Annotated in this window: 16 protein-coding genes; 12 read left to right on the top strand and 4 right to left on the bottom strand. The window is 62.4% G+C overall.

What is annotated here, in order from left to right:
* Nucleotides 1-87 precede the first annotated feature (87 nt).
* The 6 genes from ACWHVV_RS02300 (at nucleotide 88) to ACWHVV_RS02275 (ending at nucleotide 4,330) form a co-directional block, all read left to right on the top strand.
* The gene (locus tag ACWHVV_RS02300) at nucleotides 88-549 is read left to right on the top strand and encodes a DUF2170 family protein (protein ID WP_447927894.1); all 462 of its coding nucleotides are present in this window, start codon (nucleotides 88-90) and stop codon (nucleotides 547-549) included.
* A 15-nt stretch (nucleotides 550-564) separates the two neighbouring features.
* Nucleotides 565-1,266 (top strand): PspA/IM30 family protein, encoded by a 702-nt coding sequence (locus ACWHVV_RS02295; RefSeq protein WP_447927893.1) that lies wholly within the window; start codon nucleotides 565-567, stop codon nucleotides 1,264-1,266.
* Nucleotides 1,267-1,335: 69 nt separating this feature from the next.
* Complete coding sequence (locus tag ACWHVV_RS02290; protein ID WP_447927892.1) at nucleotides 1,336-2,061, top strand: DUF2491 family protein; 726 nt, start codon at nucleotides 1,336-1,338, stop codon at nucleotides 2,059-2,061.
* A 62-nt stretch (nucleotides 2,062-2,123) separates the two neighbouring features.
* Nucleotides 2,124-2,534: a DUF350 domain-containing protein gene (locus tag ACWHVV_RS02285; protein WP_447527660.1), complete on the top strand. Its 411-nt coding sequence runs from the start codon at nucleotides 2,124-2,126 to the stop codon at nucleotides 2,532-2,534.
* A gap of 10 nt (nucleotides 2,535-2,544) precedes the next feature.
* A complete protein-coding gene (locus tag ACWHVV_RS02280) occupies nucleotides 2,545-3,156 on the top strand; it encodes a DUF1190 domain-containing protein (protein ID WP_447927891.1) in 612 nt (203 codons plus the stop codon).
* A 7-nt stretch (nucleotides 3,157-3,163) separates the two neighbouring features.
* On the top strand, nucleotides 3,164-4,330 hold the full coding sequence (locus ACWHVV_RS02275) for a glutathionylspermidine synthase family protein (protein ID WP_447927890.1): 1,167 nt from the start codon (nucleotides 3,164-3,166) through the stop codon (nucleotides 4,328-4,330).
* A 7-nt stretch (nucleotides 4,331-4,337) separates the two neighbouring features.
* On the opposite strand, the gene ACWHVV_RS02270 is transcribed toward ACWHVV_RS02275, so the two are convergent.
* On the bottom strand, nucleotides 4,338-5,252 hold the full coding sequence (locus ACWHVV_RS02270; protein WP_447927889.1) for a hypothetical protein: 915 nt from the start codon (nucleotides 5,250-5,252) through the stop codon (nucleotides 4,338-4,340).
* A gap of 426 nt (nucleotides 5,253-5,678) precedes the next feature.
* On the opposite strand from ACWHVV_RS02270, the gene ACWHVV_RS02265 reads away from it, so the two are divergent.
* From ACWHVV_RS02265 to ACWHVV_RS02240, 6 genes are all read left to right on the top strand, one after another.
* Nucleotides 5,679-7,634, top strand: a complete 1,956-nt coding sequence (locus ACWHVV_RS02265) for a methyl-accepting chemotaxis protein (RefSeq protein ID WP_447927888.1) — start codon at nucleotides 5,679-5,681, stop codon at nucleotides 7,632-7,634.
* Between the two features lie 84 nt (nucleotides 7,635-7,718).
* Nucleotides 7,719-9,134 (top strand): CheR family methyltransferase, encoded by a 1,416-nt coding sequence (locus ACWHVV_RS02260; RefSeq protein ID WP_447927887.1) that lies wholly within the window; start codon nucleotides 7,719-7,721, stop codon nucleotides 9,132-9,134.
* Nucleotides 9,124-11,241 carry a hybrid sensor histidine kinase/response regulator gene (locus ACWHVV_RS02255; RefSeq protein WP_447927886.1) on the top strand — a complete coding sequence of 706 codons (2,118 nt, stop codon included), beginning with the start codon at nucleotides 9,124-9,126 and terminating at the stop codon, nucleotides 11,239-11,241. Before ACWHVV_RS02260 ends, ACWHVV_RS02255 begins: the two co-directional genes overlap by 11 nt.
* 28 nt (nucleotides 11,242-11,269) lie before the next feature.
* Nucleotides 11,270-11,641, top strand: a complete 372-nt coding sequence (locus tag ACWHVV_RS02250) for a response regulator (RefSeq protein WP_447927885.1) — start codon at nucleotides 11,270-11,272, stop codon at nucleotides 11,639-11,641.
* 16 nt (nucleotides 11,642-11,657) lie between these two features.
* Nucleotides 11,658-13,325, top strand: a complete 1,668-nt coding sequence (locus tag ACWHVV_RS02245) for a diguanylate cyclase (RefSeq protein WP_447927884.1) — start codon at nucleotides 11,658-11,660, stop codon at nucleotides 13,323-13,325.
* The gene (locus ACWHVV_RS02240; protein WP_447927883.1) at nucleotides 13,318-13,851 is read left to right on the top strand and encodes a chemotaxis protein CheW; all 534 of its coding nucleotides are present in this window, start codon (nucleotides 13,318-13,320) and stop codon (nucleotides 13,849-13,851) included. The genes ACWHVV_RS02245 and ACWHVV_RS02240 overlap by 8 nt, the downstream gene beginning before the upstream one ends.
* Here ACWHVV_RS02240 and ACWHVV_RS02235 read toward each other — a convergent pair.
* From ACWHVV_RS02235 to ACWHVV_RS02225, 3 genes are read right to left on the bottom strand one after another with little or no spacing between them, the layout of a single operon-like run.
* A complete protein-coding gene (locus ACWHVV_RS02235; RefSeq protein WP_447927882.1) occupies nucleotides 13,848-15,065 on the bottom strand; it encodes a molybdopterin molybdotransferase MoeA in 1,218 nt (405 codons plus the stop codon). The genes ACWHVV_RS02240 and ACWHVV_RS02235 overlap by 4 nt on opposite strands.
* The gene (moaB, locus tag ACWHVV_RS02230; RefSeq protein WP_447530489.1) at nucleotides 15,058-15,567 is read right to left on the bottom strand and encodes a molybdenum cofactor biosynthesis protein B; all 510 of its coding nucleotides are present in this window, start codon (nucleotides 15,565-15,567) and stop codon (nucleotides 15,058-15,060) included. Before moaB ends, ACWHVV_RS02235 begins: the two co-directional genes overlap by 8 nt.
* A gap of 13 nt (nucleotides 15,568-15,580) precedes the next feature.
* Nucleotides 15,581-15,907: a DUF1244 domain-containing protein gene (locus tag ACWHVV_RS02225; RefSeq protein WP_447527655.1), complete on the bottom strand. Its 327-nt coding sequence runs from the start codon at nucleotides 15,905-15,907 to the stop codon at nucleotides 15,581-15,583.
* Nucleotides 15,908-15,980 lie beyond the last annotated feature (73 nt).

Genomic DNA, 15,980 nt, shown 5'->3' with positions numbered 1-15,980 from the left:
CATGTGGAGAAGCGTTCAGGTAGTATCTTTAATGTTGACACCGTTTAATACGTTTCCATGGACGCTTTTTTACAAGGAGTCTCACTCTTGACGACGTTTAGCGATACCCCCGCCGCCACCGCTGCCGAGCTTTATGAGCGCGTAATAGCCACCTTTGATCAGGAAGGCGAGCTCGAGTGGCCCCGCGCCGACGTACAGCTCGATGATGCCAACCAGACGCTGATCTGGACGCTTTTCGACTACGGCAACCTGACGCTGACGCTTTCCAAAAACGACGACGAGTGGCTGGCGATGACGCCGATCACCCCGGTCGCCAGCGTAAGCGATAACACCGCGCTCAACGAAGAGCTGCTACGCCAGGGCCTGGCGCTGCCGCTGGCCTCCGTCGGTATCGTCGAGATCGATGGGCACGACTACTACGTGGCCTATGGCCAGCTGTTCGGTGACTCGAGGCTCGCCTCGATCTGCGCCGAGCTTCACGCCACGGCGAGTGCGGCGATGGAAGTGGCCAAGCTCATCCAGCTACATTTTTCCAATCCGGTACGTTAAACCCAAGGAGTTCCCATGCTGAACAAGATCATGACGGCCCTTCGCGGCAAGGCCCACGAAACCGGCCAGGCGGTGGTCGATTCCCAGGCGCTACGCATTCTGGACCAGGAAATTCGCGACTCCGAACAACACCTGAAAGATTCCAAAACCGAGCTTGCCAGGCTGATGGGCCAGCGCCAGATCAACAGTGACAAGGTCGCCACCCTCGAAAACAAGATCGGTGAGCTCGAGCAAAGCGCCGCGGCGGCCCTCGATAAAGGCGAAGAAGAGCTCGCCACCGAAGTCGCCGAGCGTATCGTGGCGCTACAGGACGCACTGGACGCCGAGCAGCACATTGTGGGCGAGTTCGATACGAGCATCGAGAGCCTGCGCGGCACGATCCGTAACACCGAAAACCAGCTGCGCCAGCTCAAGCAACAGGTCAGCGTGGTCAAGGCGACCGAGTCCGCCCAGCGCGCCCAGTCCGCCGTGGCGGCGCGCCATTCCGGGCAAAATAGCGCCATGGGCAGCGCCATGGAGTCCCTGGAGCGGATTCGCGAGCGCCAGGCGCTGGACTCCGCGCAGATGAAAGCCGCCGAGCAGCTCTCCAACGAAGAGAGCGGCGCCTCCCTCGATACCCGCCTGAAAGCCGCCGGTATCGGCGCCAACGATCGCAAGGCCGACGACGTGCTGGCCCGCATCAAGGCCAAAAAAGACGCCAGCCAACAAACGCAGTAATCCAGACGCACCGCCGCGTACACGTTCAGGACCGAGGGCTTGCCATCGGTCCCTGGTCAGGAGAGTTAAATGCTTAAAACCCTGAAAGCGCTGTTGGGTGGCAAAAGCGAGGACGGCGAGAATCCGTCCGGTTCGTCCCAGGCAGCGTTCAGCGCGGGCCTGCCGATCGGCATGTCCTCCGACGACTTCGCGGGCCTTCGCCTGGACGGCCGGGTGCGCCTGGATCTCAACGAGCTGGGCGCGTTCCCGGACACGCTCTTTGGCTGGGACAGCGACCAGGACTACCATATCGCCGCCGTGGGCCATATCGAGCTTGGCCAGGGGGCGCATCTGGTGCGTTTTTATCTGGAAAACGATACCTGGCTTCAGGCCAACGTCGAGAATCAGCGCGTCGTCGAGTACAAGCTGTTCGACTTTTACCGCGTGAGCCACCTTTCCGAGGCGGAGTTCGACGCGCTTTTGAACCCGGAGGACAAGGCAGCAAGCCCCCTGAGTGCCAAACAGCTGACGATCGAGTCGACCGGCGACCAGACCGAGCGCCGCTTCGAGCGCCTCTGGGGCGACCCCACAAGCGAGTGGTCCCCGCCGGTGCAGTTCGAAGAGCAGGTGATGACCATCGAGAGCGTGGTGACCCGCCAGGTCGTACATCACGCGATGCTGTTCGAGCGCCCGATCGAGGGCTCCGAGCGCATGGAGTACGTGCTCATGAGCGCCGAAAACGACGAAGAAGGCAGCTTCATGCTGGTGGAAAACCTGGGCGTTGACGTAGCCTCGATAGATATTGATGCTATTTGACCGCCAAGCCTTTACTCTAATCCAAAGGCCAGGATCCACTCGCTCACAAGGAAGACTCGACCATGAATTATTTGCAGGGCTTGCCCCACTTTTTAGGCTATTTGATCGGCGCGCTGATTTTGCTGGGCGCCTTCATGTACTGCTATAGCCGGATTACCCCGCACAAGGAATGGCAGTTGATCCGCCAGGGCAACGCGGCGGCCTCTACGGCCTACGCTGGCTCCATTTTAGGCTTCACCCTGCCGCTTTACAGCGCCATGGCGAACTCGATCAGCTTTATCGATTTTCTGCTGTGGGGCGTGATCGCCTTCGGCGTGCAGCTGGCCACCTTCTTCGGGCTGAAAGTCGTGCTCAAAAACCAGGGTGAAAGCCTTTCGACGCATATCAGCGAAGGCCACATGGCCTACGGCATTCTCGTTGGCAGTATTTGTATTGCGGTCGGTTTACTCAACGCCGCCTCGATGACGTGGTAAGGAGCTTCTCATGACCCAACAGGATCGAACGTCCCACCTCCCTCAGCGCAAGCGCAGCCTGCGTCTTTCGCTTGCGCTGATGGGCGCCGGCGCCTTTACGCTCACCGGCTGCGGCCAGTCCGAGGAAGTCACCGACGTGAGCTTCGATAGCCCCCGCAGCTACCAAAGTGTCGACGAGTGCGTCGCGGCGAACGTCTATACCCAAAGCGCTTGCGAGGAGTCTTACGAGGCCTCGCTCGAGGAAGTACCGCGCTTTGAATCCATCGAGGCCTGCGAAGCCGAACACGGCGAAGGCGCCTGCGTCGCGCCGACCGAAGAGCAGGCCCAAGCCGCCACCGGCGGTAGCGGTGGCGGCTGGTTCATGCCCGCCATGATGGGCTATATGGTCGGTAACATGATGTCGCGCACCAGCCGCGGCGCCACCAACCGGGGCCTTTACCAGGAGCCGGTTTATCGTAATCGGCAAAACCAGGGCAACTGGAACACGGCGACCAACCAGGCAAGCCAACGCGTCAATCAGCGCCAGCAAACCATGCGCACCAGCGCCACGCAGAACCGCCAAGCCACCCAGCGCAGCGGCTTTGGTTCGCGCTCCTCGGCGCGCGGCGGCTGGGGCTCTTAAAACCGTCATGTTGAGAGTCGATATTGCCGAACGCCCCCAATGGAAAACCCTGGCCGATGAGCTGGGGTTTCATTTTCATACCATCGACGGCGAGCCCTACTGGAAAGAGAGCGCCTACTACCAGTTCAGCCTCGAACAGGTGGAACGCGACATCGAAGCGCCCACCGAGGAGCTTCACGAGATGTGCATGGCGCTGGTGGACAAGGTCTGCCACTCCAACGCCCTGATGCAGCGCCTGGCCATTCCCGAGTTCATGTGGGACACCATTTTTGAGTCCTGGCGCGCCGGGCAGCCGCATCTCTACGGGCGTATGGATTTCGCCTACGCCGGGGCAGGCCCGGCGAAGCTTTTGGAGCTCAACTACGATACGCCGACCTCGCTCTATGAGACCGGGCTTTTTCAGTGGGTGTGGCTCGAGCAGGCGATTCAACAGGGGCTCATTCCCCGCCAGGCCGACCAGTTCAACTCGGTCCACGAGCGTTTGATGGGCGCCCTGGCCCATATCGGCCAGCGCCTCGACGACGCCACCCTCTACTTCTCGTGTATCAAGGACAACGTCGAGGAGCGCGCCACGGTTCACTATCTACAGGATATCGCCGTGCAGGCAGGGCTCAAGGCGCCGTTCATCCATACCGAGGATATCGGCTACCAGCCCGGCGGCGACTACTTTTTGGATATGGACGATGCGCCGATCGGCGCTCTGTTCAAGCTCTACCCCTGGGAAGAGCTGGCGCTTGAAGACTTCGGCAAGATGATCCCTAAGCTTGCGACCCACTGGTTCGAACCGCCCTGGAAGGCGGTGCTCTCCAACAAGGGGATTTTGCCGCTTTTATGGGAAGAGTATCGGGACCACCCCAACCTGTTGCCCGCCTACTTCGAAAAGCCGGGCGAGTCGCCGCTGGCGCCGGGCTGGGTGCGCAAGCCGTTTTTCTCCCGCGAGGGTAGCAACGTCGCGATGATGACCGATAAAGGCGAGTTTGAAGAGGTCAGCGGGCCCTACGTGGATAGCCCCTGGATTCGCCAGGCGTACCACCCGATGCCGCGCTTTGGGCAGTATCACGCCCTGGTGGGGAGCTGGGTCATCGGTGATCGTGCCTGCGGAATGGGCATCCGCGAGGATGTGGGGCGCATTACCAAGGATTCCTCCTGTTTTGTACCCCACGCCATCGTTTAAGCCGCTTTTAGGCGGCGCTTGCGCTTTGCAGTGAGTGCTCGCTTCGTGCGCGGCTTGCCAGGGCGGGCGCATCGCGTTCAGCTTCCGGCAGTACGAAACCGCGCGGGCCAACCCAAGAGACAGGCCCACCCAGCTCGACCTCCTCGAGTGCGCTGCCTTTTGAGAAACGCAAAAGATAGTCGTCGCTTTCCGTGGGGTGCCAGTGTGCTAAAAGCTCGAACGGCGCCTGCTGCGCGCGGCGGGCGGCAATAACGCCCAGCGCAGGCTCGCTATAGAGCTCCACGATATGGGCAACGCCTTTTTCTTTCAGCGCACGGTGGGTGTCGGCGTCCAGCGGCGTGGTGGCCAGGGCCGTGATGCCCTCGGGAAGCGTTGGCAAACGCTGGACCAGCTGACGCCAGCGCGCGCTGTCGGTGGCAATGACATCGCCGGCGTTGAGTTCCCAAAGCGCCGCGGCGCTTTCGAAAAGCGAACGCGCCTTCCAGTTGGCCTGTTGGGGCAGCAGCGCGCCGAGCATGAAGCCCGAAACGGTTTGTAGCGAAAGCCAGCTAATCAGCGTGCGCCCGCCGCCTGTCGGAAGATCCAAAAACGCTTTCAACCCTTCGGCTTCCTGTACAAGTGCCGTACTCGAATGGCGGTAAGGGCGCTGCAGGCGGTTACAAAACGCCCCGGAGGTCGTGTCGAAAAGATTGAGATAGTCGATCTCGGCATGGCTCAAGGCGTTTGCCCATTCGCTCAAGGTGATCGAAGACGCGGGCAGTGAAAGCGTGCGCGTGCCGAAAAAGTGCTCGAGCGCATGCATCAACCCGGCGCGTTCGGGGGTGCCCGCACTGGGCAGCATATCCGTATGCTTCACCCGATAGTACTGAGCCGTCACCGCGCGAAGAACGCTCGAGGTCGTTTCAAAAGAGAGTGACAACATGACAGCATCCTCTGCAAGTATGTCGATCTGATACGGTAAATTACTTTGATGTATCACTCTTGTCAAAATAATTACACTTAGCGAATCCGCAAAAAATTCTTAAAAATGCTTCAAATTCTGATATTTATCAAAAAAACATGAAATGAAAAGCTCGCTTCCAATAAAGGCAAAGATACCTCTGTATAATATTAACCAATGTTATTTCAATACGCGGTACAGGTGAAATGGCGCCTTTTCAGTCGCGTCCCCTTTAGCCGATAAACTAGAAACGAGCTATAACCTGCGAGCGCGTTGCCCGTATGATGGGCCTAATCATACGTAGCGCTTGCTAGCGTTCTTACCGGTTTCTCTGGAGCATCAGTGTTGATAACGGCGCGTTGGAAGTCCTTATCCCTTGGCTTAAGACTATTCCTCTCGTTTGGAGCGGTGCTGGCACTCACCCTGCTGCTAGCACTTTATTTGCAGGCGCGGGCCCAAGGCCTGGCGCGCCTCGAGCGGCTAATCAACGAAGAGTTGCCCCAGCAGGTAGAAGGGCTCGCCACGCACTTGCTGCTGCGCTTGAGCCCGTCGCTTGCGATATCGGAAAGCCTGGCGAATAGCTTCATGCTCGAGCAGTGGGTGCTGGACGGCCTGCCGGAAACCGGGCGACCCGATGTTGCCGGCTACCTTTCACGTACCAACGCCCAGCTGGATACGGACCTGTCCTTTTTGGCCGTTCAGTCCCCGGCCGGGGCTTACTACTTTCAGTACCGCGACGGCGAGCTTTTACAGCGCCCACTTCAAGACCCAGCCAGCGGCGACCGCTGGTACTTCGAGTTCATCGGTAGCGAAGCACCTTATAACCTCAACCTGGACGCCGACACGTTCACGCCAAGCGATGCCTTCGTTTTCTTGAACGTTCGAAGCGAGGCGTCGGCGCCTAACGGTCGCCCGCTCATCGTGGCGGGCGCGGGGCTCAACCTGGCGCAGATGTCTCGGCTCATCGAAGGCTTTTCACTGGGGGAGACCGGCCGGGCAGCGCTTTTGAACGCCGAAGGCGAGCGGATGATCGACAGCGAAAGCACCCGATTACCAAGGCCTGGTCCAGCCCTGTCAGGCGAGGCGCGCAAGCGTAGCGGCATTCAGGTCGAGGAGATCACTCGCGGTGACGCCATTTATCTCACCGCCACCCGCTGGATGCCGGAGCTACAGCGCTACCTGGTGATCGAGGTCGCCAAAAGCGAGTACGTCTTGGCCGCCAAGCAGCGCTTTTTGAGCTCGACCGGCTGGGGATTTTTGATTTTGCTCGCGGGGCTGGTACTGCTTTACCCGCTGACCGCTAGCCTGCTGCGTCCGTTGAAGCGCTTTCAGCGCCAGCTCAAGGAGATCACGCTGAGTCTCGACCTGACCCGCCGGGTCACCACGGATGACCGGGCCGAGCTTGGCGATTTGGCCAAGCAAACCAACGAACTATTAGCGCGCCTGGCGCGGGCCATGACCGCCGTCTCCCACAATGCGCAGGCGCTCGATAGCGTGGCGGACCGGCTGGCGCATACCGCGGGCCTCTCCGGCGCGAAACCAAGCGGCCCGGGGCTGGAAGCCGACCAAACCATGGCCGCGGCGGTCGAGGAAATGGCCTCGTCGGTGGCCGAAATTACCGCCACCATGGAGGAGTTCTCTGCCTCGTCGACGCAAATTGCCGATCACTCCCAGTCGGTGGTGGAGGTGGCCAACCAAACCCTGGAGCGTAGCCGCAAGGGCTCCGACGCCATGGCGCACCTGCAGTCGCAAATGCAGGATATTCGTCGCGACAGCGAGCAAAGCCTTGCCGAAATCGTCGCGCTGGGCACCAAGTCCAAACAGATCAATAAGGTGATGGTGCTCATCAACGGCCTGGCCGCTCAAACCAAACTGATCGCCTTCAACGCCGCGCTCGAGGCCTCGAGCGCAGGGGAGTACGGGCGGCGTTTTTCGGTCGTGGCCAGTGAGATTCGCCGCTTGGCCGATAGCGTGACCGACTCCACCCAGGAGATCGAAGAGCATACCGAGGATATTCAGCGCTCGATTAGCCGGCTGGTCGTGGCCTCGGAAAAAGGCGCGGGCTCGATCGAGAAAGGGGTCGAGGTGAGCTTTACCACCGCCGAGGATCTGAAGGCCGTATTGATGGCCGCCCGCCAGACCAGCAGCGCGGCTCAACAAATATCGCTCTCTACGCAGCAGCAAAAAACCGCCAGTGGCCAGGTAGTCAGCGCGCTTCGCGATATCGACCAGGCTGGCGCCCGCAACGCGCAGTCGGTGCGCCATATTACCGAGATCAGCCAGGAGATGATCAAGATGTCCGCCGAGCTCAACGAGCTGGTCCAGGAATTTACGCTTCCCGTGGCGCCCGATGACACCCGCTAAACCAGAACGCCTGCCCGGAGACAAGACGGTAAGCGCCCCCCTGCCGACCCGCCAGGGCGCTTTTCTCTCCCGGTCATTGCCGTTATGAGCTCATACGCCCCGTTCAAGCGGCTGGTGTACGAACACTACGGCCTGCGCCTCGATGGGCTGGCCGAGCCGCGGCTGGTTAAAGCAGTCGAGGCGCTTCACGCCGCTACCGGCGAGACGGATAGCGCGGCGCTTGCCGGTCGACTGCGCCAGGAAAGCGCCCTGTTCGACACGTTCATCAGCCAGTTGACCATCAACGAAACCTACTTTTACCGCGAACCCGAAGCGCTCGACTGGCTGGCAAGCCACTACCTGCCTGCCCTGTTGGCCGAAAAAACGCCGCCGCTGCGCATCCTAAGCGCAGGCTGCTCCTCTGGCGAGGAGCCCTATAGCCTGGCCATGGCACTTCTGGAGCGCTTTGGCGAGCGCGCTAAAACGCTTTTCCATATCATCGGCGGCGATGTGGACCACCAGGTGCTGGCCCGCGCCCGGCGCGGTATTTACGCGGGTCTGGCGTTTCGCGCCCTGCCAAAAGCGCTTAAAAGGCGCTACTTCACCGCCCGGGGCCGCCACTACGTCATCGACGCTTCGCTGCGCGGCTGGGTCGGCTTTTGCACGTTCAACGTCCTCGAGGAACACGCGGATGCCGCGCCCTTCGACGTGATCCTGTTTCGCAACGTCTCGATCTATTTCGATCATAAAACGCGCGGCCTCATTCAAAAGCGCCTGGCAAAGCGCCTGGCCCCACAGGGCATCCTGCTGTGCGGCGTCGCCGAAACGCTGGGCAACGACCTGGGCGTGCTCGAACTTGCCGAAAACCAGGGCATTTTCTACTTCCATCGCCCCGCGACTACGCCCCCCGCCGCGCTTTCGCCGCCGCCTTTGACATTGGTCGCTCAAAGTCACGAAGAAGCTTGTGCTCAAACGGACGCCAGTACGCCGGCAAGCGCCTGTGCGGGCGAGGCGCTCACCCCCGCATCGCCGGCTGAAGCGGCGCTTGAAGAAACGCTCGGCCAGCGTGTTCACGCCGCCCATGCGCACCTGGATCAAAGCCGTTTCAATGACGCCGAAACGCTTTTGAGCGCCCTTTTGAGCGAACACCCCAGGAGCGTGGACGCCCTTTTACTGGCGGGGCTGGCGGCACGCTGGCAGCGAAAGGCGCGAAAGGCCTACGACTACTTCGAGCGCGCCCTCTCTATCGCCCCCGAGTGCTGGCCGGCCCATTTTTATCAGGCCGAGCTTTTCCGCCTCGAGGAACTCCCGCCCGGGTCAGAGCCCCTTGGCCTGGGTTACGAGACGGCCCTTCGCCTTCTCGCGGCAAACCCCAGGTCCAGTGGCGGGCTGACGTTTCTTTGCTCGCCTATCCCGCCGGGAGACGCGGCCTTTTTGGCAAAGTGCTATCTTGCACAGTGCAATCTTGCAAAGAGCGATCTCGCAAGCGATACGCTAGAGCGCGCCCGCCATGGCCCTTGATATTACCCGTTTTATTGAACGCTTTGTCGAGGAGGCGCAGGATCAACTGCCGCGCCTGCGCGAAGGCGTGACCGCGCTCGAACACGGCGGCCACCGCCCGCAGGCGATCAACGCGCTGTTTCGCGCGGTGCACACGCTCAAGGGCTCGTCGCGCATGCTCCGCCTGGAGGCGATTAGCACGCTGACCCATGCCATGGAAGAGCTTTTGGGCGCGCTGCGCGATGGGCTGCGCGAGCCGGACCCGGCAACGCTTGGGCTTCTTAACCAGGCCGCCGACCTGCTCGACACCCAGGTGAACCGGCTGGCCGAGGGCCACCCGCCACAGACGCTCCCCCAGGCCGACCCGGCGCTTTATCGCGCCCTGACGGTGGCGCCGGATGCGATCCAGGCCCCGGACAGCGCGCTCAAACGGGACAGCAGCGCCGCGGCGGCGCCTTCTGACCAGGCCACGCCCTCGGTTGCCAGCGGCTTCCCCCCGCCGCGGCTTCGGCTCAGCGACAGCGTTCGGGTTCGCCGGGAGCGGCTGGACGATCTTATCCACCTGATGGGCGAGGTGCTGTCAGGCCACCACCACCTGCACGACCTGGTGGACCAGGCGCGAGGGCTCGGCGCCGCGCTCCCCGAGGGGCACCAGCCCGCGATGCGCGCCTTTCACCGGGAGTTCAAGGATAGCGTGCAAAGCCAGGACGCCTCGATGAGCGAGCTCCACGACCGCGCGCTTCAACTGCGTATGCTGCCGCTGTCCGTGGTGTTCGACCCACTCGCGCAGATGACCAGGGACCTAGCGCAAGGGCTCGACAAAAAGGCCGTGTGCCGGCTCCAGGGCAGCGACATCGAGCTCGACCGGCAGATGATCGACCACCTCTCCGAGCCGCTGCTCCACCTGTTACGCAATGCGCTCGATCACGGCCTTGAATTCCCCGAGGCGCGCCGCCTGGCGGGCAAGAACGCCCAGGGGCGAATAACCCTCGAGGCAAGGCAGGACGGCAACGGTGTGGTCATCGAGCTTGGCGACGACGGCGCGGGTATCGACATCGACGTGGTTCGAGAGCAGGCGCTGGCGCGCAGGCTTGTAAGCGAAGAGGAGCTGGCGCTTTTGAGCGAGCAGGAGATCGTCGAGCTGATTTTTGCCCCGGGCTTTTCGACCCGGCCGACCATCACCGAGACGTCCGGCCGGGGGGTGGGCATGGACGCCGTCAAGCGCACCGTCGTGGATGAGCTAAGCGGCGATATCCGCCTCGCCCACCGCCCGGGCGAAGGCTGCACCGTGACTCTACACTTGCCGCTGTCACTTGCCATGATGCGGGTGCTGCTCGTCCGCGCGGGCCAGCAAACCTTTGGCGTTACCGCGCCCTACGTGGCAACGCTTTTAGAGGTTTGGCGAAAGGAGCTGACCGACACCGCGGGCCAGCGCACGCTGATTTTGGGCGACGCCTCCATTCCCGTGGCCGCGCTGGCGACGCTTTTGGGGCTGGAGGCGGCGCCAGAAAACGACCGCTTGCTGCTACTCATCGCCCAGCAAGGAACGCAGAAGCTTGCGCTCATCGTCGACGAGATCATCGACGAGCGCGACATGGTCATCAAGCCCCTCCCCGAGCACCTGGGCGATCTGCCGCTGGTCGCGGGGATGGTCAGCACGGGGCGAAACGCACTCGTTAGTCTGTTACACGTCCCTTCGCTATTAACCCAGGTTAAACTACACCCGGAGCGCGACAGCACCGGGGAACCCGACGGCCATTTTTCGCCTCGTATCCTGATCGTGGATGATTCGCTCCACACGCGCGAAATCGAAAAGGACGTGCTCGAGGCTTGGGGCTACCGGGTGACGCTTGCCGAAAATGGCCAACAGGGGCTCGACAAGGCGCTGGCGAACGCCTTCGATGCGATACTCACGGATATCGAAATGCCGGTAATGGATGGGTTTACCCTCATAGCCCGGCTGCGTCGAAACGAGCGCTACCGCCAGGTGCCGATCATCATCATCACCTCGCGAGAGCAAGAGATGGATCGTAAGCGGGGTATGGCGGCAGGCGCCAACGCCTATATCATTAAAGGCGACTTCGACCAAAACCACCTGGTGGACACGCTGAAGACCTTGCTGGGCTAGTCACCGCGTTTTTAAAAAGAGGATAATCATGCGGATTTTAGTCGTCGACGACGATGAACTGTCGGCTGAAATGACCGCTGCGATCATCGCCGCGCAGGATTACGCGCCGGTGACGGCGCACAATGCGATGGAGGCGGTTCTACAGTTGCAGGCGCAACCGGATATCGCCTTGATCGTCAGCGATATGTACATGCCGCTGGTCAACGGCGTGGAGCTTCATGCCATGTTAAGCGAGCAAGGCGTGACGCTTCCGTTTATCCTTTTGACCGGCGACCCCCCGGATACCGCGCTCGCCGCCACGCCGGGCCTTTATGCATGTCTGCAAAAAGAGGCAGACCTGGCGCACACGCTGGGTCGCACCATCGACCAGGCATTGAATCCTTCGCCCGCCCGCTTTTAAGTTAACAGGTACGCTCATGTCTTCCATGACACTGCACGAGAAGCTTGACGAGCTACGGTGGCGCTTTATCGAGCAGCTACCCGCCCGGTTACAGCTCACCGCCCAGCAGTGGCAGCAAAGTCGGCTCTGCCTCCCGGCGCGGGCGCGCCTGGCCCCGGAGCTTCACCGATTTTTTCATAGTTTGAAAGGGACCGGACGCTCCCTCGGGTTCGAGCGGATCGCTGCACTGGCGCACCAGGGTGAAGAGGCGCTCACGCTCTCTCCGCTGCCCGAGGATCTCGATCACACCATCGAACACCTGCTGGAAAGGCTCACCCAGGAGCAGACACAGCTACGTCATGAGCGAACGCCGCCGCCCACGCCGCCATCGTTCAATACCGTCGAGTTCGCCGCGCCCGCCAGGCCTTCGGGCAGCCGCCAGCGGCTGATCTACCTGTGCGACGACGAGCCCGGCCAGATAAGCCAGCTGCTTCATCACCTGCGCTGCTTCGGGCACGAAGTGGTCCACTTTGCCGATCCTCACGCCTTCTTCAACGCCGTGCTGACACGCCGCCCGGATGCCATCATCATGGATGTGCAGTTCCCCCAGGGGGATACCGCCGGCACCGAAACGCTGACCAGCCTGAACAAGCTCACCGGCGAGCGCCTACCGGCCATCGTGCTTTCCGCCTTCGGCGATTTCCATTCGCGGCTCAGCGCCGTGCGCGCGGGCTGCAAGGGCTACTTCACCAAGCCGTTCAAACCGCTGGACGTGATGCTGGCCGTGGACGAGATGACTTCGCCGCCGGATGGCGAGGCGCTGCGTGTGCTGGTGGTGGACGACGAGCCGGAGATGGCCGGCTATCACGCGCTGCTGCTCGAGCAGGCGGGTATGGTCGTCGAGCAGGCCCACCACCCGTCCGAGGCCTTGGGGGCGCTCGAGCACTTCAGCCCGGATTTGATTTTGATGGATATGTACATGCCGGTTTGCTCCGGCGAGGAGCTGGCCACGATCATTCGTCAGCAGCCCGAGCACGTGGGGCTGCCGATACTCTATCTCTCCGGCGAGACCAACAGTCAAAAGCAGTTCACCGCCATGACCGCGGGCGTCGAAGGGTTCATTACCAAGCCGGTCGTGCCTGCCGAACTCGTCTCGGCGGTGCGGCTGCGCGCCGAGCGGCTGCGCCATCTTCGCACGCTGATGACCCAGGACAGTATGACCGGCCTATACAACCACAGCACCACGACCGATCTAATCGACCGCGCGCTGGTTCAGGCGTATCGCGACGATGGCCGACATGTCATGGCGATGATCGATATCGACCACTTCAAGGAGGTCAACGACACCCACGGCCACCTGGCCGGCGACCAGGTCATCATTACCCTGGCGCACATGCTCAAAACCCGCCTGCGGGTATCCGACATCGTGGGCCGTTGCGGGGGTGAGGAGTTCGTCGTGTTACTCAAAGACATCAGCGTCGAGTGCGCGGTTACGCTCATCGACGGGCTACGCCACGACTTCGAACAGGTCGAATTTCACGCCGGGAGCGCTCGCTTTAGCTGCACCTTTAGCGTGGGCCTGAGCGCTTTTCCGGAGCAGCCGTCGACCGAGGCGCTGCGCGTGAGCGCCGACCGCGCGCTGTACCGGGCCAAAAACCGCGGCCGCAACCAGGTCGCCATCAGCCAGGATCCGCCGGGTGAGTGAACCCGACCCCCCGGGCCTGAGCGAGGCCGACGAGCCGACCGAGCAGCTGGTACTGTTTCGCCTGGCGGGGCAGCGCTTTGCGCTCAAGGGACATCACGTCAGCGAGATATTGAGCGGCGATCAGAGCGTCTACTTCGTACCCGGCGCGGGCGATTACGTCGAAGGGGTGATTCACCGGCGCGGCAGAATCGAATCCGTCATGACGCTTCACACGCTTTTGGGACTTCACCCGGCCGGGGCAGGCGGCATGGTGCTGCTCGTCAACGCCGCCTCGATACGAACCGGCGTGCGTATCGAGGCGCTGGACGATGTCTGCGAGGTAAAAGTGAGCGCCTTGAAAACGCCGTCCAGGGCCCAGGCCGAGGCGCTTGCCCCCTTCGTCTGCGCGCTGATCGAGTCAGCGCGCCATGCAACGATCAATGAAACGATCCATGTGCTGGATGCCGACGCGCTACTGAGCGCGCTGCAGTCAGGCCAGCGCCCGCCAGGCCCTGACCGGGCTAGCGGCGCCGCTTTCGCCCCTTAGGGTTGAAGCCAAAGGCAGGCCACCGTATCCCCCGGTTCGACCGTCTGATGGGGGTCGATCACCGCCAGGCCGTCCGCCGCTACGCAGGACGAAAGCACCGACGAGTCCTGATCCTCAAAGGCGCTCGCCTCGATGCCCGCCGGGGTGAACGAAAGCGTAACGCGCATGTAGTGCTGGCGCGGGCCGGTGGTGGTCGAGAACGCCGCAACCGCGCTCAACCGGGGAAGCGAGCCAAGCGCCGGGCAGCCAAGTAGCGCCCCCATCAGCGGGCGCAAAAAGAGCCACGCCCCCACGAAGCCCGACACCGGGTTACCGGGAAGGCCGACAAAGCGCGCAAAGCTTGCGTCTTCTCGCGGCAGGCGCCCCAGCGCCAGGGGCTTGCCGGGGCGAATCGCCAGCCGCCAGAGATCCAGCCGCCCCAGCCTCTGCAGCGCGTTTTTGACGTGATCCTCTTCGCCCACGCTCACCCCGCCGGTGGTGATCACCACGTCACTCAGCGTGGCGGCCTCTTTCAAACACTGCTGCGTGCGCTCGGCGCTGTCCGGTACGCTTTCAAGCTGCACGACCTCGGCGCCGAAGGTTTCCAACAGGTGCTTGAGCATCGGGCGGTTGCTGTTGTAAAGCTGGCCCGGCTTCAAGGGGGTGCCGGGCTCGACGACCTCGTCGCCGGTCGATAAAAGCGCCACGCGAGGTCGGCGCCTCACTTCGACGTGCGCGATACCCTGCCCCGCCAGGTGGCCCAGCGCCGCGGCGTTCAGTCGCGTGCCGGCTTTGATCAACGTGGCCCCTTTGGCGACGTCGCGGGCGCGGCGGCGCACGCTATTACCCGGGGCTATACCGGCGGGAATGCGCGCGCGCTCGTCGCCGCGCTCACCCCCGCACTCGACCTCTTCCTGCATTACCACGCAGTCGGCGCCCTTTGGGAGCTCGCCGCCGGTAAAGATGCGCGCGCAGGTGTTTGGCGCCAAAGGCGCGGCGGGGCTGCCCGCCGCAATACGCTGGGACACCGGCAGCCAGCCGCCGGCGTCCGCGGCACGCAGGGCGTAGCCGTCCATGGCGCTGTTATCGAAGGCCGGCACATCCAGGGTGGCCACGGCGTCTACCGCCAGCACTCGGCCGGCGGCGTTTGCAAGCGTGACGTGTTCGGCGCCAAGCGGGGTGACGTCGCCAAGCAGCGCCTCGAGGGCCTGCTCGATGGGGGCGAGTTTAGCCATGCTGGCCTCGCCCGGGGATCACCAGGTTGGCGAAATTGCAGGGTTTGTGGCGGCTGTCGAGCTGTTCGGCCAAGAGATGATCCCAGCCGGTACGGCATGCCCCGGTCGAACCCGGCAGGCAGAAGATGACGGTGGCGTTGGCAAGCCCGCCCAGGCAGCGGCTTTGGATGGTGGAGCTTCCGATCTCGTCACCGCTTAGCTGGCGAAAACGCTCGCCAAAGCCCTGGATTTCCTTGTCGAAGAGTACACAGACCGCTTCCGGCGTGGAGTCGCGCCCGGTAAAGCCGGTGCCGCCGGTGGTGATCACCACCTGGACCTCGGGCTCGGCGATCCAGTGCGCCACCTGGGCACGAATGCGGTAGGTGTCATCCGCCACGATACGCTTTTCCACCAGCCGGTGGCCGGCCTCTTTCAGGCGCTCTACTAAAAGCGCCCCGGAGCGGTCGCTCGCCTCGTCACGGGTATCGGATACGGTCAGCACTGCGATATTCAACGCCACCATCGTTTCCAAAGCGCTACTCCTTGTGCTCTTTTGTCGCCTGGCGGGCTTCCAAGGCGGCCAGCTGTTCCGGCGTTGCCTTGGCCTGATACAGTTCTTTCCACTCGCTGTAGGGCATGCCGTAGACGTGCTCCCGGGCGGCTTCATAATCGAGCGTCTCGCCGCGCGCCTCGGCGGCGCTCACCAGCCACTTGGAGAGACAGTTGCGACAAAAATCCGCCAGGATCATCAAATCGATGTTCTGGACGTCCTTGTTGTCGTCCAGGTGGGTGAGGAGCCTGCGAAAGGCGGCGGCTTCGAGCTCGGTCTGGGTCGTCTGGTCTAATTCGTTGAAGGCTTGCATGCTATCTCCCGGGTGTCGGACGTTTCCCAGCATAGCAAAAGACACGCTTTAAAAACGCCTTCACCGCTGCGAA

Source organism: Vreelandella sp. EE27, from assembly GCF_968206495.1.
Note: the sequence above shows the minus strand (reverse complement) of the source record. Positions and strands in the feature narration are given on the sequence as shown.